This window comes from uncultured Cellulomonas sp., assembly GCF_947494015.1.
Taxonomy (GTDB): Bacteria; Actinomycetota; Actinomycetes; order Actinomycetales; family Cellulomonadaceae; genus Pengzhenrongella.
Genome location: NZ_CANLTL010000002.1, coordinates 95,733 through 114,620 on the forward strand (window position 1 = coordinate 95,733; position 18,888 = coordinate 114,620).

Annotated in this window: 16 protein-coding genes; 6 read left to right on the forward strand and 10 right to left on the reverse strand. The window is 74.7% G+C overall.

Translation table 11 applies throughout. The features are described 5' to 3' along the window. Positions 1 to 5 precede the first annotated feature (5 nt). Together Q0840_RS02315 and Q0840_RS02320 are read left to right on the forward strand one after the other, a co-directional pair. Positions 6 to 1,547, forward strand: coding sequence for an ATP-dependent DNA ligase (locus Q0840_RS02315; protein ID WP_298455760.1), 1,542 nt, complete (start codon positions 6 to 8; stop codon positions 1,545 to 1,547). An 80-nt stretch (positions 1,548 to 1,627) separates the two neighbouring features. Next, a complete protein-coding gene (locus Q0840_RS02320; protein WP_298455762.1) occupies positions 1,628 to 2,038 on the forward strand; it encodes a PGPGW domain-containing protein in 411 nt (136 codons plus the stop codon). 58 nt (positions 2,039 to 2,096) lie between these two features. Here Q0840_RS02320 and Q0840_RS02325 read toward each other — a convergent pair whose 3' ends face one another. Further along, a complete protein-coding gene (locus Q0840_RS02325; protein WP_298455764.1) occupies positions 2,097 to 3,092 on the reverse strand; it encodes an SDR family oxidoreductase in 996 nt (331 codons plus the stop codon). A gap of 35 nt (positions 3,093 to 3,127) precedes the next feature. Continuing rightward, positions 3,128 to 4,090 carry a DUF808 domain-containing protein gene (locus tag Q0840_RS02330; RefSeq protein WP_298455767.1) on the reverse strand — a complete coding sequence of 321 codons (963 nt, stop codon included), beginning with the start codon at positions 4,088 to 4,090 and terminating at the stop codon, positions 3,128 to 3,130. A gap of 200 nt (positions 4,091 to 4,290) precedes the next feature. Here Q0840_RS02330 and Q0840_RS02335 point away from each other — a divergent pair, with 200 nt between their 5' ends. Next, positions 4,291 to 5,370 (forward strand): DNA polymerase IV, encoded by a 1,080-nt coding sequence (locus tag Q0840_RS02335; RefSeq protein ID WP_298455770.1) that lies wholly within the window; start codon positions 4,291 to 4,293, stop codon positions 5,368 to 5,370. 61 nt (positions 5,371 to 5,431) lie between these two features. Then, the gene (locus Q0840_RS02340) at positions 5,432 to 5,866 is read left to right on the forward strand and encodes a nucleotidyltransferase domain-containing protein (protein ID WP_298455773.1); all 435 of its coding nucleotides are present in this window, start codon (positions 5,432 to 5,434) and stop codon (positions 5,864 to 5,866) included. 28 nt (positions 5,867 to 5,894) lie between these two features. On the opposite strand, the gene Q0840_RS02345 is transcribed toward Q0840_RS02340, so the two are convergent. The 8 genes from Q0840_RS02345 to Q0840_RS02380 form a co-directional block, all read right to left on the reverse strand. Beyond that, positions 5,895 to 6,605, reverse strand: coding sequence for a ThuA domain-containing protein (locus Q0840_RS02345; RefSeq protein ID WP_298455776.1), 711 nt, complete (start codon positions 6,603 to 6,605; stop codon positions 5,895 to 5,897). After that, on the reverse strand, positions 6,598 to 8,604 hold the full coding sequence (locus Q0840_RS02350) for a DUF2264 domain-containing protein (protein WP_298455779.1): 2,007 nt from the start codon (positions 8,602 to 8,604) through the stop codon (positions 6,598 to 6,600). Before Q0840_RS02350 ends, Q0840_RS02345 begins: the two co-directional genes overlap by 8 nt. Then, the gene (locus Q0840_RS02355) at positions 8,601 to 9,707 is read right to left on the reverse strand and encodes a hydroxyacid dehydrogenase (RefSeq protein ID WP_298455782.1); all 1,107 of its coding nucleotides are present in this window, start codon (positions 9,705 to 9,707) and stop codon (positions 8,601 to 8,603) included. Before Q0840_RS02355 ends, Q0840_RS02350 begins: the two co-directional genes overlap by 4 nt. Further along, positions 9,694 to 11,451, reverse strand: a complete 1,758-nt coding sequence (locus Q0840_RS02360; protein WP_298455785.1) for a DapH/DapD/GlmU-related protein — start codon at positions 11,449 to 11,451, stop codon at positions 9,694 to 9,696. Before Q0840_RS02360 ends, Q0840_RS02355 begins: the two co-directional genes overlap by 14 nt. A gap of 125 nt (positions 11,452 to 11,576) precedes the next feature. Then, positions 11,577 to 12,263, reverse strand: coding sequence for a ferredoxin-NADPH reductase (locus Q0840_RS02365; RefSeq protein WP_298455788.1), 687 nt, complete (start codon positions 12,261 to 12,263; stop codon positions 11,577 to 11,579). Continuing rightward, the gene (locus Q0840_RS02370; RefSeq protein ID WP_367183058.1) at positions 12,260 to 13,180 is read right to left on the reverse strand and encodes a carbohydrate ABC transporter permease; all 921 of its coding nucleotides are present in this window, start codon (positions 13,178 to 13,180) and stop codon (positions 12,260 to 12,262) included. Before Q0840_RS02370 ends, Q0840_RS02365 begins: the two co-directional genes overlap by 4 nt. Next, positions 13,180 to 14,085: a carbohydrate ABC transporter permease gene (locus tag Q0840_RS02375; RefSeq protein ID WP_298455790.1), complete on the reverse strand. Its 906-nt coding sequence runs from the start codon at positions 14,083 to 14,085 to the stop codon at positions 13,180 to 13,182. Before Q0840_RS02375 ends, Q0840_RS02370 begins: the two co-directional genes overlap by 1 nt. 80 nt (positions 14,086 to 14,165) lie before the next feature. After that, positions 14,166 to 15,476, reverse strand: a complete 1,311-nt coding sequence (locus tag Q0840_RS02380; RefSeq protein ID WP_298455793.1) for an ABC transporter substrate-binding protein — start codon at positions 15,474 to 15,476, stop codon at positions 14,166 to 14,168. A 325-nt stretch (positions 15,477 to 15,801) separates the two neighbouring features. On the opposite strand from Q0840_RS02380, the gene Q0840_RS02385 reads away from it, so the two are divergent. Then, positions 15,802 to 17,727: a heparinase II/III family protein gene (locus Q0840_RS02385; protein WP_298455795.1), complete on the forward strand. Its 1,926-nt coding sequence runs from the start codon at positions 15,802 to 15,804 to the stop codon at positions 17,725 to 17,727. After that, on the forward strand, positions 17,724 to 18,875 hold the full coding sequence (locus Q0840_RS02390; RefSeq protein WP_298455797.1) for a substrate-binding domain-containing protein: 1,152 nt from the start codon (positions 17,724 to 17,726) through the stop codon (positions 18,873 to 18,875). The genes Q0840_RS02385 and Q0840_RS02390 overlap by 4 nt, the downstream gene beginning before the upstream one ends. The last annotated feature ends 13 nt before the right edge of the window (positions 18,876 to 18,888 follow it).

Consider the following 18,888-nt stretch of genomic DNA (forward strand, 5'->3'; position numbering starts at 1 on the left):
GCGGCGTGCTGCTCGCCGACGTCGCCGCCACCTCCACGGCCCTCGCCGCCACCCGGTCACGGCTGGCCAAGCGTGCGCTGCTGGTCGACCTGCTCCGCCGCACCGGACCCGACGAGGTCCCCGTCGTCGCCCGGTACCTCGCCGGCGAGCTGCGTCAGCGCCGCACCGGCCTGGGCTGGCGGTCGCTCGGCTCGCTGCCGCAGCCGGCCACCGAGCCGTCGCTCGACGTGCTGGAGGTCGACGCCCTGTTCGAGCAGATGGCGTCGCTCGCCGGCCCGGGGTCGGCCACCGCACGGTCGGGGCTGGCCGGCCGGCTGTTCGCCGCGGCGACCGCACCCGAGCAGCACCTGCTGCGGGGGCTGGTCACCGGCGAGCTGCGCCAGGGCGCCCTGGACGCGCTGCTGCTCGACGCCGTCGCCGAGGCGGCCGGCGTGCCCCCGGACGCGGTCCGCCGGGCCGCGATGCTCGCCGGCGCCTCGGAGCCGGTCGCGGCGGCCGCGCTCGCCGCCGCCGACCCCGAGGACGCGCTGGCCGCGCTCGCGGCGTTCACGCTGACCGTCGGCCGCCCCGTGCGGCCGATGCTCGCGGCCTCGGCGCCGGACGTGCCGGCCGCGCTGGACGGGTTCACCGGCCGCGCCGTCGTCGTCGACGCCAAGCTCGACGGCATCCGGGTGCAGGTGCACCGCGACGGCGACGGGGTGCGGGTGTTCACCCGCAGCCTGGACGACATCACCGCACGGGTCCCCGAGCTGGTCGCCGTCGTCCGCTCCCTGCCCGTGCGCAGCGTCGTGCTGGACGGCGAGGCGCTGGCCCTGGACCCGGCCGGGCGGCCGCGACCGTTCCAGGAGACGGCCTCGCGCAGCGCCACCCGGGACGCCGAGCTCGCCGAGGCGACCGAGCTCAGCCCGTTCTTCTTCGACGTGCTGCACGTGGACGGCCGGGACCTCATGGGCGAGCCGCTGACCGAGCGGCTCGCGGTGCTCGACCGGGTCGCGGCCGGGCACACCGTGGAGCGCGTGGTGACCGACGACGTCGCCGCGGCGCAGGCCGCGTTCGCCGGGTGGGTCGCCGCCGGCCAGGAGGGCGTGATCGTCAAGGACGCCGCCGCCCCGTACGAGGCGGGCCGGCGCGGCGGCGCCTGGGTCAAGGTCAAGCCGCGGCACACGCTGGACCTCGTGGTCCTCGCGGTGGAGCGCGGTTCCGGGCGGCGCACCGGGCTGCTGTCGAACATCCACCTCGGCGCCCGTGACCCGGCCGGCGGGTTCGTGATGCTGGGCAAAACGTTCAAGGGCATGACCGACGAGATGCTGGCATGGCAGACGCAACGGTTCAGCGAGCTCGCGGTCGACGACGACGGCTGGACCGTCCGGCTGCGACCCGAGCAGGTGGTCGAGATCGCGTTCGACGGGCTGCAGCGGTCCACCCGGTACCCGGGCGGCCTGGCGCTGCGGTTCGCCCGGGTCCTGCGCTACCGGGACGACAAGACCGCGGCCGAGGCGGACACCCTCGAGACCGTGCGCGCACTGGCCCTCCCCACCGCCGACTGACCTCGCGCGGGGACCCGACGTATCCTCGGCGGGGTCGGCACCGCGGTGCCGACCCCTACCCGAGCCCGGAGGCCTGTGTCGTGAAGCGCGTGATGGTGGCGATCGTGGGCGGCGCCCTCGCTCTGGCGGGCATCGCGCTGCTCGTCCTGCCCGGCCCGGGCTTCGTGCTCGTCGCCGCGGGGCTGGCGATCCTGGCCACCCAGTTCGCCTGGGCCGCGCGCCCGCTCGCCTACGCCAAGGGCAAGGCGTCGACCGGGATGGACGAGGTGGCGCACAGCTGGCCCCGGGCCGCGGTCGCCATCCTGGCCGCGATGGCCCTGCTGGCGGTCGGCATCCTGGGGATGGCCGGCGTGGACCTGCCGTTCGTCAACGTGTTCACCGCGTCGTTGCTCGTCGTCAGCGGGGTGGCGCTGCTCGGCACCCTGGTCTACGCCCGCCGTCGCGCCGGCGCGGCGCAGCGACGCCCCGTCGTGGTGGACGCCGAGCGCTGAGCGCCCAGCCGGCCCCCGGCAGGGGCCGGTGACCGGTGGTCGGGGCCGGCCGGTCGGCTCAGCGCCCGGCCACCCGGAACCGCTCGACCAGGTCGTCCATGAGCCGGTCGATCCCGGCGTCGACCGTGCGGCGCGCGGGGTCCTCGTCGTGCCAGGCGACGATCTCCCGGGCCCCCTGCTCGAACGGGATGGTCGCGACGAAGTCCGGCACGACGCTGCGCAGCTTCGAGGTGTCGAACGTCGAGGAGTTCGCCTTGTCGCCGAGCAGGCCGGCGCCCCACTGCGGGTCGAGGTCGGCGATGACGTCCGAGGGCACGTGCACGATGCGCGCCTCGGTCCCGGCCGCACGGGCCAGCGAGTGCGCGATGGCGTCCCAGGTGGGCGCCTCGTGCGAGGTGATGTGGAACGCCTCGCCGAACGTGAGCGGGTTGCCCAGCAGCGGCACGAACCCGCGGGCGAAGTCGGCGTGGTGGGTCAGCGTCCACAGCGACGACCCGTCGCCGTGCACGACGATCTCCTGACCCCGACGCATCCGCTCCACGACCGTCCAGCCGCCGTCGAACGGCACCACCGTGCGGTCGTAGGTGTGCGAGGGACGCACGATCGTCACCGGCGTGCCGCGGTCCCGGTAGGCCGCGACCAGCACGTCCTCGCAGGCGATCTTGTCCCGGCTGTACTGCCAGTACGGGTTGCGCAGCGGTGTCGACTCCACCATGGGCAGCCGCGCCGCCGGCGTCTGGTAGGCGGACGCGGAGCTGATGAACACGTACTGCCCGGTGCGTCCCTCGAACAGCTCGAGGTCGGTACGGACGTGGTCGGGGGTGAACGCCACCCAGTCCACGACAGCGTCCCACTCGCGGTCCCCGAGCGCGTCGCGCACCGAGGCGGGGTCCCGGACGTCGGCGACCACCTGCCGGGCACCCTCGGGCACCGGGCGGCGGCCGGTGCCGCGGTTCAGCAGCGTGACGTCGAGCCCCCGCTCCACGGCCAGCCGCGTGCACGCGGAGCTGATGATGCCGCTGCCGCCGATGAACAGGACCCGCTGACCACTCATGCGTGCTTCTCCTTCGACCGTGACGAGGTCTGACATCAGTGCCCGGCCCCGGCGCCCGCGCGCCGCGGCACCAGGTGCATGACCAGGACGACGACGGCGCCCACCACGACGCCGACGAGCGCGGAGGCCAGCGTGTTGGCCAGCCACCCGAGGAACCCGCCGATCCCGGCCACGTCGTGGACGGCCTCCTCGGCGTGGTGCACGAGCTCGTAGGGGGCGTGCCAGCCGAGCTCGTCGGCGCCGACCAGCAGGATGTGGCCGCCCACCCAGAGCATCGCGACGATCCCCACGGTCGACAGCACGGCGAGCACCTTGGGCATCGCCTGCACGAGGAACCGACCGGTGGACGCGACCGCACCGTTGCGCGTGCGGGCCAGGCCCAGCCCGATGTCGTCCATCTTCACGATCAGCGCGACGATCCCGTACACCAGCACCGTGATGCCCACCGCGACCACGGCGAGGATGATCGCGCGCGACACCAGCCCCTCGCCCGCGACCTCGTTGAGCGCGATCACCATGATCTCGGCGGAGAGGATGAAGTCGGTGCGGATCGCGCCGCTGACCATCGTCTTCTCGACGTCCTCGCCCTGCGCGGCGACCGGGGCGGCCGTCCGCTGGTCCTCGGCCCCGTGCGTGCCGTGCCCGGTGACGGCCTCGTACAGCTTCTCGGCGCCCTCGAACGCGAGGTAGGTGCCGCCGACCATGAGGATCGGCGTCAGCAGCCACGGCAGGAGCTGGCTCAGCAGCAGCAGCGCCGGGAGGATGAACAGCAGCTTGTTGCGCAGGGACCCGACGGCGATCCGCCGGATGATCGGCAGCTCGCGGTCGGCGGTGAAGCCCGAGACGTAGCGCGGTGTCACGGCCGTGTCGTCGATGACGACGCCGGCCGCCTTGGCGCTGGCCCGGCCCGCCGCCGCGCTGACGTCGTCGACCGAGGCGGCGGCGAGCTTGGCCAGCGCCGCGATGTCGTCCAGGAGTGCCGCCAGTCCGGCTGCCATCTGTGGTCCCGTTCCATGCGAGGTGCTGCGATGTGGGCGTCGGGTCATGACCGACCGGCCGCCACTCTGCCACCGACCGGCCACGACGGCTTGCCGGCACGACGTCGTCCGGCCGCTGGGTCCGATGGCGGCGTGCGGACGCGAGGTGGCGACCACCCGGAGCCCTTGGTCCACCGGCGCGCCCGGGCCACACTCACCGGATGGACGGCACGCGCACGGACTGGGTGCTCCACGTCGACCTCGACCAGTTCGTCGCCGCGGTGGAGCTGCTGCGACGGCCGGAGCTGGCCGGTCGGCCGGTCGTCGTGGGCGGCCGCGGGGACCCGACCGAACGCGGGGTGGTGTCCACCGCGTCGTACGAGGCGCGCGCCCTCGGCGTGGGGTCCGGCATGCCGCTGCGGATCGCCGCCCGCAAGGCGCCCGACGCGGTGTTCCTGCCCGTGGACGCGCCGGCGTACGAGGCCGCGTCGGCCGAGGTGATGGCCACGCTGCGGACCCTGGGGGCCGTGGTGGAGGTGCTCGGGTGGGACGAGGCCTTCCTCGGTGCCCGCACCCCCGACCCGGAGTCGCTGGCGCGCCGCGCGCAGCGCGCGGTGCTGGACGCCACCGCGCTGCACTGCTCGGTCGGCATCGGCGACAACAAGGTCCGCGCGAAGATCGCGACCGGCTTCGGCAAGCCGGCCGGCGTCTTCCGGCTCACCGCGCAGACGTGGTTCGAGGTGATGGGTGACCGTCCGACCATCGAGCTGTGGGGCGTGGGCACGAAGGTCTCGCGCCGGCTGGCCGCGCTGGGGATCCGGACGGTCGACGAGCTGGCCGCCGCGTCCCTCGAGGCGCTGGTCGCGGAGTTCGGCCCGCGGATGGGCGTCTGGTACCGCGACCTCGGCCACGGCCTGGGGCCGACCACGGTCGACGACACGCCGTGGGTCCCCCGCGGCCACAGCCGGGAGACGACCTACCAGCAGAACCTCACGACGCCCGAGCAGGTACGGGCGGCCGTCGCCGAGCTCGCCCGTGAGGTGGCCGCGGACGCCGCGGCGGACGGTCGTCCGGTGGTCCGGGTCGCCGTCAAGGTCAGGTACGCGCCCTTCGTCACCAAGGTGAGCAGCCGCACGCTGCCGGCACCGAGCAGCGACGGCGGCGACGTCGTGTCCGCCGCGGCGGCGCTCGCGGAGCGGCTCGAGGACCGCGAGGTCCGCCTGCTGGGCGTGCGCGTGGAGATGGCCATGCCCGACGACGCCGACCCGGCCGACCGAACCCCGGTGCGTGGCCGGATCTGACCGCACGGTCCACGTCGCCGTGGGGCGCGGTGGGCGCGGCCGCACTGCGACGATGGTGGGCGTGCCGGAGCCTTCTGCTGACCGCCACGCCGAGGTGCACCGGCTGCTGACCGACGTGACCGGGTGGGCACGGTCGCGCCCCGACGTGGACGCCGTCGCGCTGGTGGGCTCGTACGCCCGCGACGCCGCGCGGACCACCAGCGACGTGGACGTCGTGGTGCTCGGTCCGGGCACGGCCGGGCTCGCGGACGACCTCACGTGGTTCGGCCTGCTGCGCCCCGGCAGCGAGCTCGTCCGCGCGCAGGCCTGGGGCCCGCTCCTCGAGCGGAGGTTCCGGCTGCCGTCGGGCCTGGTGGTCGAGCTGGGGCTGGCACCCTCGACGTGGGCCGACGTGCCGCTCGACGCCGGGACGCGTCGGGTGCTGCGCGACGGGCACCGCGTGCTGCACGACCCGCACGGGCTGCTCCGGCGGGCCGGTGACGCCGCGATGCAGTGACGCCGACGCACCGACGCTGCGGCGCGGGTCAGCCCACGGTCGACGACGCCGCCGACCCGCCCAGCAGCCAGTCCACCTCGCGGCGCAGCAGCTCTCGCCGCGACGGGCTCGCGTAGGAGCGGACGTCGTGCCCCAGTCCGTCGTAGACGACCCGCGGTCCGCCGGCCGAGACCCAGGCGACCGGGTGCTGCCGACCCTCGTGCTCGGTCGCGGCCAGGACCCGACTGCTCGGCGCCACCTCCAGGTCGCAGTAGCGCTCGTCGTACGCCTCGACGTCGGTCAGCCCCGACGTCGCCGGGTGTCCGGAGTCGACGACCCGGAACGTCGCCGGTCCGATCGGCGGGTGCCTCGACGTCCCGACCACCCAGCGTCCCCCGAGCAGCTGCGCCCAGTGCGGGGAGTCGGCGAACGTGTTGGCCGCCTGGTGCAGCGCCAGCAGCGGCACGCCGGCGGCGACGAGCCCGGCCAGGGTGTCGTGGAACGGCCGCCACGAGGTGTCGTCGCCGTCCCAGTCCGGGTCCGCGCGACCGCGCCCGGCGCAGACCACGACGAGGGCGAGGTCGGTCGGTCCGGCGCCCCCGAGCGCGTCGCGGGACGTGCCCCGCACCCGCACCGGCACGCCGCGCTGGTCCAGCGTGCCCGCCAGCGCGCCGATCACCGCGTGCGCGGTCGCGGCGTCGTCGTGCCACGGGTCCTGGTACCGGCCGCGGCCGACCAGCACCAGGGCGGCGTCAGGCACGGTCACCGCCGACCGGGAGCAGCACCTCGGTGTGGGCGCCGTCGGCCCACACGACCGTCGCCCGGGGCGCGCCGGCCGTCGCGACGTCGACCCGCGGCTCGGCGCCGCGGTCCCCCACCGGCCGCTCGGCGCCCGGTCCGGACAGGCCGACCACGGCGACCGCCCAGGCGTCGGTCGGCACCGGTCCGGCCACCCACGGGGTGCCCGCGACCGCGCCCAGCGGTGAGGCGTCGGTCGACCGGGTGACGCCCGCGCGGTCGAGCCCGGCCCGGCCGGTCACGACCGAGATCAGGTCGGGCGTGCGGACCACGGCGGTGGACCCGGCCACGTCCTCGTCGGGCGCGGTGGTGCCGGCCAGCGGCCAGCCGCCGATCCGCAGCGACCGCGCGGCGGCGGCCGCCGTCCCGGCGTGGACGAGGCGGACCTCCCATGCCCCGCGGACCACCGACACCGTGGTGAGGACGCCGGCGTCGGTGGGCACCCCGGGCAGACCGGAGCCGTGACGACGCCCGGACTCGTCCGCGGCCAGCCAGTGCGCGCGCGCCCGCGACGCGGCGACGCCGACGGCGCGGGGACCGACGCCGTCCGTACGGTCGCCGACCGGGGCGACGTCGAGCACCTGCATGCCGGTGCGGTGGCTCGCGCGGCCGGCGTCGTCCAGGAGGACCACCGACTGGTCCAGCGGGTCGGTCCAGGCGGCGTCGTCGAGCAGGGGCGAGGTCGCGGTGGAGTAGCCGAGCCGGGCGTACAGCGGCGAGTCGCCGCCCGCCGCCCCCGGGACGGCGTGGTCGGTGCCGTGGTTGACGACGCGCACGACGCCGTCGTCCCGCGTCCCGGCGACGACCCAACCGGCGGCCCGGACCACCCGGAGCCGGTCACCGGTCTCCAGCGGCAGCGGCTCCTCGACGGCCGTCCACACCGGGTGGTCGGCGGGCAGCGCGAGGCCGAGCATCCCCTTGCTCGCCCAGTACGGGGACCCCGTCCCCGAGTAGGACTGCGCCAGCCGGGGCCACTCGTGGTGCCAGCCGAGGGTGAGCAGCCCGCGCTCGTCGGGCGCGCCGCGGTCGGCGAAGTGCCGCACGACGCCGGACGCCGCGCGGCGCAGCTGGCCGGGCGGTACCGACGGCACGCCGGCCATGGCCCCGGCCCAGAACGGCGCCGCGGCGGCGAACCGGTAGACGAGGCTGCGCCCCTGCAGCAGCGGCGACCCGTCGGCGCCGACCAGCTCGACGGCGTCCTGCAGGTACCGGTCCAGCCGCGCGACGTCGACGTCGCGACGCTCGGGGGCGAGGTCGGCGGCGCCCGCCATCCGGGACCACAGCACCGGGTACAGGTGCAGGGCCCAGCCGGCGTAGTGGTCGTAGGAGCGCTCGTCGCCGTCGGCCAGCCAGCCGTCCGCGCGGACGAAGGAGTCGTGCGTGGTCAGGTCCGCCCGCATCTCGTCGAGCTGGTGCGGGCCGCCCACCGAGCGCAGGAACGTCTGCACGACCAGCCGGAACCACACCCAGTTGATGCGCGGGTAGGTGTCGTCGCCGACCGCGGCCGCGAGGTAGTCCACCACCCGCTCCTGCACCACCGGGTCCAGCCCGTCCCACAGCCACGGCCGGGTCAGGTCGAGGATCAGCGCGATCGACGCCGCCTCCACCTTGGCCTGCGCGTGCTCCTCGAGCCGCACCCACCGGTCCGGCGCCGCGGGGTCGGTCCCGGCGCTCAGCCCGGCGGCGTACCACTCCGCGAGGTGGCCGGGGTCGGCGCCGCCCTCGCCCGCCAGCCGGAAGCCGGCCAGCAGGAACGTCCGGGCGAAGCCCTCCAGGCCGTCGACCGCGGCCCCGTAGCCGCCGGTCGGCCCGGGCAGCGTGAGCAGCGCGTGCCCCGGCGAGGCGAACGGGCGCACGGCGGCCAGCATCCGGTCGGCGAGCGCCGCCCAGTCGCCCCGCTCCCAGCCGGTCAGCGGGGACAGGCGGGTGCCGGTGCGCGCGCCGGTCAGGGGCCGGCTCATGCGCTGACCGTGAACGCGTCGGGGGTGACCGGGGTGGACAGCGCCCGCCCCTGCAGGACGTTCTCGAGCTCGTCGATCGCGTGGTCGCTCATGCGCCGGGTCTCCGCGCCGAGCGAGCCGGCGATGTGGGGGGTGATCATGACGTTGGGCAGGTCCAGCAGGGGCGAGGTGGCCGGCAGCGGCTCGGGCTCGGTGACGTCGAGGATCGCGTGCAGCCGTCCCGACCCGCACTCGCGCAGCAGCGCGTCGTGGTCGACCAGGGACCCTCGCGCGGTGTTGACGACGGTCGCGCCGTCCGGCAGCAGCGCGAGCTCGCGGCCGCCGATCATGTGCCGGGTCTCGGCGAGCGCCGGCGCGTGCAGGGACAGGATGTCGCTGCGGCGCAGGACGTCGTCCAGCGGCACCAGCACCCCACCGGCCGCCGCGACCTCGGCCGGGTCGGCGTACGGGTCGCTGACCAGCACCGCGGCGGTGTCCAGGATCCGCAGCAGCTCCACCACGCGTCGTCCGATCCGGCTGAACCCGACGACGCCGATCGTGCGGCCGCGGTTCGACAGGTCGCGGCGGACGAGGCCGGCCGCCCACCCGTCCCGCTCGTGGCGGGCTCGGGCGGCCAGGAACGGCGCCTTCTTGCCGGCCATGATGATCGCGGCCAGCGTGTACTCGGCGACCGGCACCGCGTTCTCCTCGGCGGCGCTGCTGACGGCGATCCCGCGCCGCCACACCTCGTCCCCCACCAGGCCACGCACGCTGCCGGCGCAGTGCAGCACGGCCCGCAGGCGCGGAGCCGCGTCCAGCCGCTCCACCGTGAGCCCGGGCGCCCCCCAGGAGGTGATCAGCACGTCCGTGCGGGCGAGGCGGTCGCGGGCGGCCGGTGAGTCGAGCTCGTCGACCCACACCGGGTCGCCGAGCCGGACCAGGCCGCCGAGCCGCTGCAGCTGCTCGGCGCCGAACTGCAGCGCGTAGGTGGCGGCGTCCATCACCAGCAGCGCCTCGGCGCGGGGGGCAGCGCGGTCGGTAGTGCGGTCGGTGGTGCGGTCGGCGGTGCGGTCGGTGGTGCGGTCGGCGGTGCGGGTCGCACCGTGCGGGTCAGCGGCGTCCACGAGCGCCTCCCAGGGTCGGGTCGGTCGCTGCTGCGGCGACGGGGTCGATCGCCGGCCCGGGACGGTGCACCCCGCGTGGCCGGAAGCCGAGCTCGCCGGACAGGTCGAGCAGGTCGGCCGCGTACCAGAGGGTCGCGAGCCACATCTCGGTGCCCTGCAGGCCGACGCCGTCCGGGTGGTCGGGGCCGGGCAGCGCGGACGTCGTGAAGGCGAAGCCGCCGCCGTCCGCCCAGCGGTCGACGATGCGGACGGCGTGGTCGCGGGCGACCGCCTGGATCTCGGGCCACCGGTACCCGCGGTCGTGCTGCGTGAGCCACCACAGGGGGTGCACCAGGTCCAGCACGTCGCACGCCGACGCCCGGCCCGGTCCGTAGACGCGCGGGTCGGCTGAGTGCCGCAGCAGCGCGTCCACCACGACCCGGTGGTCGGGCAGCGCCACTCCCCACTGCGCGAACGTGCCGCGGACCGTCCGGTAGAACCCGTTCACCGGCAGCCGCAGGCCGTCCGCGCCGGGCCGGCCCCACAGCCCGGTGGCCGGGTCGCGGTGCACGAGCAGCCAGCCGAGCAGGGCCTCGACGGCGCCGCGCGGCACGGGGCGGCCGGCCCGCAGCTCCCAGGTCAGCGCGGTGCCGATCGCGTCGACCCGGTGCCCGGCACCCCACGCGTCGCGGTCCAGGTCGAGCGACGCCAGGGTCCGCACGACGGCGTCGGGGGTGAGGTCGGCGACCGGGGCCAACGGGACCGGCCACGGCGCGCCGAGCAGGTCCAGGGCGTAGCCGACCGCGAGCACGTGGTACGACGACGCGTCGTCCGCGAACGGGCCGGGCTCGACCGTGGGCTCGACCGTGGGAGCTGCCTCGGTGCGGCCCGCCAGCTCGGGGACCATCCCGTCGGTGCGGGACTGCAGCGCACCGAGTGCGGCGACATGCTCCGCCCGTGACCACGGGGCGGGCGGCTGCCCGGTGAGCAGGTCGGCGATCTCGACGGCGTCGCAGTGCGCCCGGACGGTCGCCGGCTCCCCGGGCCGGTCGACCCACCGTCCGGTGCGCTCGTCCAGGCCGCGGGCGAGCAGCCCGACGACGTCGGCGCGGGCCCGGGCGCCGAGGTCGCGCAGCCGGCCGGCGATCGCCTGGTCCTCGCTGGGCGCGGCAGCGGTCCTGCGCCGGTCCCGCATGACCCGGGCCGGGTTGCCGACCGCGACCGCCCACGCGGGCACGTCGCGGGTCACGACCGCGCCCGCACCGACGACGGCGTGGTCCCCCACGTGGACGCCGTCGAGCACGACGACGTGGCTGCCGATCCAGACGTCGTCGCCCACGGTGACCCCGACGGAGGTGAGCGGCTGCTCACGGATGGGCGTCGCGGTGTCGGCGAACCCGTGGTCGAAGCCCAGCAGGCTGCTGTGGCTGCCGATGCGGACGCCATCGCCGATCGTGACGCGCCCCCGCACCGCCGTCCCGACGTTGACCGAGCAGTCGGCACCGATCCGCAGGTCCCCGGTCAGGTGCGCGTGGGCCGCGACGGTGCTCCGGTCGCCGAGCGTCAGCGTGTCGGGGTGGACGGCGGCCAGCCGGGAGACGACGCACCCGTCCCCGACGGCGTGGCCGCGGGCGCGCAGCTCGTCGAGGTGCGCGGCCATGTCCTGGCGGGCCGCCGGTGTGGCGAGCTGGGCGAAGGACCACGGCGCGAAGTCCTCGCGCAGGGCGATCCCGTCGCCCGCGGGCGCGACGACGTCGTGGGTCACGGCAGCCGTTCCTCTCAGGGTGGGAGCGTGTGCACACCGGGTCGGGTGGGCACGCGCCGGGCGGCCGGCGGTCGGGCCGCCGGGCGTGGGTCGGTGTCGGACGGGCGGAGACAGAGGTCGCGGGGTCAGGCGGCGACGGGCTCGCCGGTCCCGACGGCCAGCACCGGCCGCAGGGCGAACCGGCTGTTGGCCCAGACCACGTAGAGCAGCGGTGCCGCGGCGAGCCCGAGACCGAGCGCCGGACGGCTGCCGACCATCGTGACCAGCAGCCCGAGCACGACCAGCGACGCCCCGGACAGGTACCACCGGCGCACGGCCAGGTACAGCGCCGCCCGCAGCAGGTCGCGCAGCCGCAGGTCGGTGCGCTCGACCAGGCCGACCAGGGCGAGCGTGGCGGTGGCCGCGGCGAGCGCCGCGAGCACGACGAAGACGGGGATGGCCACGGCCCCGAGGCGGCTGCCCCACACCGCGCGCACGTCCACCCCGAGGACGACGACGGCAGCCGTCGCCAGTGCCCCGACCGCCAGGGACGCCCGCAACCGGCCGCGCCACGCCCGGGCGAAGGTGCGCACGACGCTCGTCGTGCCGTCCGAGGAGAAGGCCGCGAACACCGTGAAGGCACCGACGAGCGCCGGCGCGCACCCCGGAGCCAGCAGCGCGAGCAGCGGCCAGGTGGTCGCCGGGTCCGTCGTGACCACCAGGACCACGACCGGCAGGCACGCGACGGCGAGCAGCAGGTTCGTCATGAGGATCACGTAGGCGGTGCCGAACACCCCGTCGTACGTCTCGTGGCTGACGCGCACAACGCTCACCCCTTCATCCCGCTCGTGGCGATGCCCTGGATGAAGTACCGCTGCCCGAGCAGGAAGATGATCGCGATCGGCAGCACGGACAGCACCGACCCCGTCATGATCAGCGCGTACTCGGCGTTGTACTGGCCGATGAAGCTCTTCAGGCCGATCTGGATCGTCCACAGCTCGGGGCTGCGCAGGTAGATGAGCGGGCCGAGGTAGTCGTTCCAGACGAACACGAAGGTGAGCAGGGCCAGGCTGGCGAGCGCCGGGACCGACAGCGGCAGCATGATCCGCCGGTAGATGCCGTACTCGGTGAGCCCGTCGACCCGGGCGGCCTCGCTGAGCTCGCCGGGGATGGTCTCGTAGAACTGCTTCATGAGGAACACGCCGAACGCGCTGAACGCCTGCAGGGCGACGATCGCCCACAGCGTGTTGGACAGCCCCAGCTTCGACATGAGGATGAACTGCGGGATCATGTACGCCTGCCACGGCACGGCGATGGTCCCGACGTAGACCAGGAACAGCACGTCGCGGCCCGGGAAGCGCACCTTGGAGAATCCGTACGCCGCGAAGCTCCCGGTGAACAGCTGCAGCGCGGTGATCACCGCGGACAGCAGCATCGTGTTCTTGATCCACGTGCCCATGTCGGACTTGCGCCAGATCTCGAGGTAGTTCTGCCACCGGGCGTCCTCGGGCAGCCACTGGATCGGGATCGTGAAGACGGCGTTGTTCGTCTTCAGCGACGACGTCACCATCCAGAAGAAGGGCAGCAGCACGGCGGCGGCGGCGACCACGAGCACGAGGTACCCGAGGACCCGCCCGACGGTGCTCACCGGCCGCCGGGGTGCGCGTCGCTCGCGCACCGGCCCGCCGCTCGCACCGCCCAGCGCCTTGCCCCGCGTGACGGCCTGGGCGTTGGCGGACGTGGTGGTCACTACAGAGCCCTTCTCTTGTTCACGACGAACTGCACGACGGTGACCGAGATGCAGATCAGGAACAGCACCACGGACACGCTCGAGGCGTACCCGAAGTCGTTCTCGACGAAGCCCTGGTCGTAGATGTACTGGGACAGCACGAGCGTCGAGGTCCCCGGGCCACCGTTGGTCATCACGAGGATGATGTCGAAGACCTTGAAGCTGCCGATCGTGAGCATCACGGTGACGAAGAACGTCGTGGGACGCAGGCACGGCAGGGTGACGTTCCAGAACCGCTGCCAGGCGTTGGCGGCGTCCATCCGGGCGGCCTCGTACAGCTCCGTCGGGATGGTCTGCAGACCGGCCAGGAACAGCAGCATGTAGTAGCCCATGTCGCGCCACACGCTGACCAGGACGACGGCCGGCATCGACCAGTCCGCCGACGTCGTCCAGCCGGGCGGGTCGTCGATCCCGATGGTCCTCAGCAGGTGGTTGATCGGGCCGACGTCGGGGCTGTAGAGCGCGTTCCACACGAACGCGATCGCGACGATCGACGTCACGTAGGGGAAGAACGCCGCCGTCCGGAAGAACGCGACGCCGCGCAGCTTGCGGTTGAGCAGCAGCGCGAGGCCGAGCGACACCGCGAACGTCAGCGGGATGTGCAGCGCCGAGTAGTACAGCGTGTTGCGCAGCGACGTCCAGAACCGGGCGTCGCCGAGCATCTCGCGGAAGTTCTCGACGCCGACCCAGCCCGCCGACCCGAACGCGTTCCAGTCGGTGAACGACAGGTAGAACAGCACGATCACCGGGACCAGCGTCAGCGTCGCGAACCCCAGGAAGTTGGGCAGGATGAAGGACAGCCCCAGGAGGGTGTTGCGCCGCTTGAGGCGGCTACCCGGGCGTCTGGCCTCGAGCGTGGTGGCCATGCGTGTCTCCAGTCGTGGGTGGGGTCCGGCGGGCGATGCGTCGCACGCCGGACCCCGCGCCGGTCGGTGACCGTGGATGGTCAGCCGAGCTCGCTCGTCGCCTCGGACTCCGCGGCGGCCAGCCCGTCCTCGACGCTCGAGCTGCCGGACATGATCGCCGAGTGCGCATCGCCCAGGGCTCCCTGGACGGCGGCGGTGTGCTCCGAGACCGGGTTCTCCGGACGGGTGTCGTGCGTCCCGAACGCGTACTTCGACAGCTCGTCGGTGGGCACGCCCTCGATGCCGAAGTACGCCTCGGTGACGGCGTCGCTGGAGTAGGCCGGGGTGATGCCGATCGAGGCCAGCGCCTGCGCCGCCTCCTCGCTGCCGATGAACGACAGGAACTCCTTGGCCGCGGCCTGCTCGTCCTCGTCGATCGCCGGGTTGATGCCGATGCCGGTCGGGTCGCCGAAGGTGACCGGGTCGTCCCCGGTGCACTCGAGCTGCGGCGCCGGGGCGATCCCCCAGGCGAAGGTGTCCGCGTCGCCGCTCTCCTGCTGGGCGAGCAGGGTGGCCACGTACCAGCTGCCCATCGGCATCATGGCGGCCTTCTGGGTCCCGAACTGCGACTGGTAGGTGAGGCTGTTCGTGCTCACGGTGCCGTAGTCGATCTGGGCGCCGCTGTCCTGCAGGTCCAGCGAGCGCTCGTAGTACGGCGCGAGGTAGTCGTACTCGCCGCCCAGGATGTCGGCGTCCGGGCTCTGGGCGTTGGCGAAGCCCTGCACGGTCGACTGCCAGGTGTGCTGGTAGGTGCCCTTGGCGTCCGACCCCGTGGCCGCGAGCGCTGTCGTCAGGTCCTTGGCCTTCTGCGCGTACTCGTCCCAGGTCCAGCACTCGCCGGGCTCCTCGACGCCGGCCGCCGTGAACAGGTCCTTGTTGTAGTAGACGTACCAGGAGTCCTGCCGGTACGGGACGGCGTAGGTCGTGCCGTCCACCTCGTAGGCGTCCAGGCCGTTGGTGTTCTCGTCCAGCGAGCCGGCGACGTCGGAGACGTCCATGAGCTGGCCGCCGTCCTGGTAGGTGAAGAAGTTCAGCAGGTTCTTGAGCACGTACATGTCCGGCGCCGACCCCGCGGCGAGGTCCGCGATCATCTGCGTGTCGTAGTTGGTGGCGTCGTACTCGTTGACCTCCACCGTGACGTCCGGGTTCTGCTCGTGGAACGCGTCGGCGAGCACCTGGAACTCCGGCGTCGTGGACAGGCTCCACCCCGCCAACGAGATCGTGACCGGCTCGTCCGAGCCCCCGCCGCCACCGGCGGCCGGGTCCGTCCCGGTGTCGTCGCCGCCGCAGGCCGTCAGGGTCAGCGAGACGAGTGCGGCGACGCTCAGGCCACCGACGATCGAGCGCTTCATGTTCTGCTCCTTGTAGGACTGGGGCCCGCCGTCGGGCCCGGGTCGGTCCGGCGGACCGGATCGGTGTCTGAGCTGTGCTGTGTCCGTCGCGGGCACCTCGGTGAGCCCGTCGGGGGCCGCTCCTGCCTTCCCCGTCGACGTCGTGCCGAACGACCCACTCGCGGACTGAGCGACAGTGATCGAATCCGTCCGCAGCATTGCGATTGCCGTGATCGTTCGTGGCTGTCGTGGAGTCAACTCGCGCCACCGACCGATGTCAAGAGGCTAACCGAACTGTTACGATCAATATCGATCACGACAGGCGGATCCGGCTCGACGAGGAGACATGACGACTTCCCCTGCGTTCGACGGTCCGCTCACCCGCGCCTGGCACGCGGCCGTGACGGCGGCCGGGCACGACCCGGCGTCGGCGCCGCTCACGGGTGGGCTGCCCGTGCCGACCGCCGAGGACCGCTCGGTCTGGGACCTCGCAGCCGGGACCGCTGACATCCCCACCCGGCACGAGCTGCTGGCGCGGGCCGGGGCCGAGCGCGGGACGCCGTGGCCGCAGCCCACCGCCCACGCCTTCGCGCGGTTCTTCCGTGACGGCGACCGCCTCGAGTACGAGGGCACGGTCGCCGCGCGGCAGCAGCGGCTCACCCGGGCCGCGGTGGCGGCGGCCTCCACCCTCGACCCGGCGTGGCTCGACGACGTCGCCGACGGCGTGACGCTCCTGTGCGAGCAGAGCACCTGGTGCTGGGCCGCCCACGACGACACCCGCCGCCGGCACGGGTCCGTGGTGCCGACCGTGACCGACCCGTTCGTCGACCTCGGCGCCGGGGAGGTCGTCGCCCAGCTCGCGTGGGTGGACCACCTGCTCGGGGCCCGGCTCGACGACCGCTACCCCGGCCTGCGCCGGCGCGTGCGCCACGAGGCCAGGGTCCGGGTGCTCGAGCCGTTCGTCCGCCGTCGCGACTGGCACTGGCTCGGGCTCGACGGCGACGTCCACAACTGGAACCCGTGGATCCACGGCAACGTCCTGGTCGCCGCCCTCGGGCTGCTGGCGGACGACTCCGAGCGTGCGGACGTCGTCCGACTCGTGGTCGAGGGCCTCGACCGCTACGTCGCGGTGCTGCCCGACGACGGCGCGGTCGACGAGGGGTACGCGTACTGGTGGAACGGTGCGTGCCGCGCACTGGAGGCGCTCGACGTGCTGGGCCACGCGAGCGGGCACCGGATCGCGTCCCGTGTCCCGGCCCTGCGCGCGACCGTCGCGTTCCCGCACCGGATGCACCTGGGCGCGGACTGGTACCTCAACCTGGCCGACGGGCAGGCCCGGCCGCCGTCGGACCAGCCCTGGCACGCGCTGCACCGCGCCGCCCAGGAGGCGGGCGACCAGGACGCGCGCCGGCACGCCGCGGCGCACCGCGTGCCCGGCGGGCCGGTCGCGACCGAGCGGGAGGGCCTGGGCCGGCTATTGCGCTCCCTGACCGACCGGGCGTGGTCGGCGGCGGACCCCGCGGCCGGCTCCCCGCTCCCCCGTGACACGTGGCTGCCGTCGACCGAGGTGCTCGTGGCACGCGCCACCGAGGGCAGCACCCACGGCCTGACGCTGGCCGTCAAGGGCGGCCACAACGGCGAGCACCACAACCACAACGACGTGGGCAGCGTCGTGGTGGCGCTCGGCGGCGTCCCGGTCGTCGTCGACGCCGGCCGGCCCACCTACACCGCGCAGACCTTCGGGCCCGACCGGTACGAGCTGTGGACCATGCAGAGCCAGTGGCACACCGTGCCGACCGTGCGCGGCACGGGCCAGTCGCCGGGCCGCCGGTTCGGTGCCCGGCACACCGTCGCCGAGGTCACCGGCGCCCGGGCGGCGCTCCACCTGGACCTCGCGGGCGCCTACGACCGGCCGGACGTGCGGCACTGGTGGCGGACCGCGGGGCTGGACCGCACGTCGGGCGCCGTGACCATCGAGGACCGCTGGGACCTCGCCCCCGACCCGACCCCGGCGCCGTCGTCCTGCGTGCACGTGCTGCTCGCGGGGGACGTCGTGCTGGACGGCCGGCGTGCCGTGGTGACCGCGCTCGCGGGGGCCGGGACCGTCGCGCTGACGTGGGCGGGCACCGCCCGCGGCGCGCACCTGGAGATCCGGCGGCTGGACGACCCTATGCTCGGCGAGGTCTGGGGCGAGCGCCTCACCCGCCTCGTGATCGACGTCGGCGACGCACCGACGGGCAGCCTGACCATGACCGTGGGGGAGATCCGATGAGCACGATCGACGCGCGCGGCCCGCTGCCGGTGACCCGCCGCGCCCAGCTGCTCGAGGAGCTCCAGCGGCAGGGCACGGTGCGGGTCTCCGAGCTGACGGACGTGCTCGGGGTCACGCCCGTGACGGTGCGGCGCGACATCGCCCAGCTGGCCAACGAGGGCCTGGTCCGCCGGGTCCACGGCGGCGCCACCCTCGTGACGGCGGACGACCGCCCGCAGGACGGGGCCGCGCCGGACGCCGCCCCGCCGGCCGGGGTCCCGAGGGCGGCCCCCGGCGGCGAGGTCGCGCTGCGCCCGGTCGGGATGCTGGTCCCCTCGCTGGACTACTACTGGCCCGGCGTGGTGCGCGGCGCGCAGGAGGAGGCGACCGCCCACGGGATGCGGCTGGTCCTGCGCGGGTCGTCGTACGAGACGCACGACGACCGTCCCCAGCTGGCGCGGCTGGTCGAGCAGGCCGCGGTCGACGGCCTGGTCATCGCCCCGCGGATGGACGTGCCCAACGCACCCGAGACGATGGCGTGGCTGGTGTCCACCGGGGTGCCCGTCGTCCTGGTCGAGCGGTCCGCCACGGTGGGCCTGCACCACGCCGCCGTGGAGTCGGTCGTGTCCGACCACGCGCTGGGGGCCGCCATGGCGGTACGCCACCTGGCCTCGCTGGGGCACCGCAAGGTCGGCCTCGTCCTGAGCGAGCACAGCCCGACCGGTCCGCACGTGCGGCGCGGGTGGCTGGAGGCGATCGGCGAGTCGGGGGCCGACGCCGCCACCACGGTCGACGTCGTGGTGCCGAACCTGAGGTCGGCGGACTTCGACGCGGCGCTGGACGCGGCGCTCGACCGGTGCCTGAGCACGGGCACCACCGGGCTCCTCGTCCACGCGGACACCGAGGCGATGGCGTTCGTGCAGCGCTGCGAGCAGCGCGGGCTGTCCGTGCCGGCCGACCTGTCCGTGGTGGCCTACGACGACGAGGTCGCGGGCCTGTTCAGTCCCCAGCTCACCGCGGTGCGCCCGCCCCGGCTGTCCATCGGACGGGCCGCAGTCTCCCTGCTGGCGGCGCGGCTGGCCGACCCCGAGCGGCCCGCGCACCGGGTGGTGATCAGTCCGTCGCTGCGCGTGCGGGAGTCGTCGGGACCGCCGCCGGCGGAGGGCTGAGCACGACCGTCCC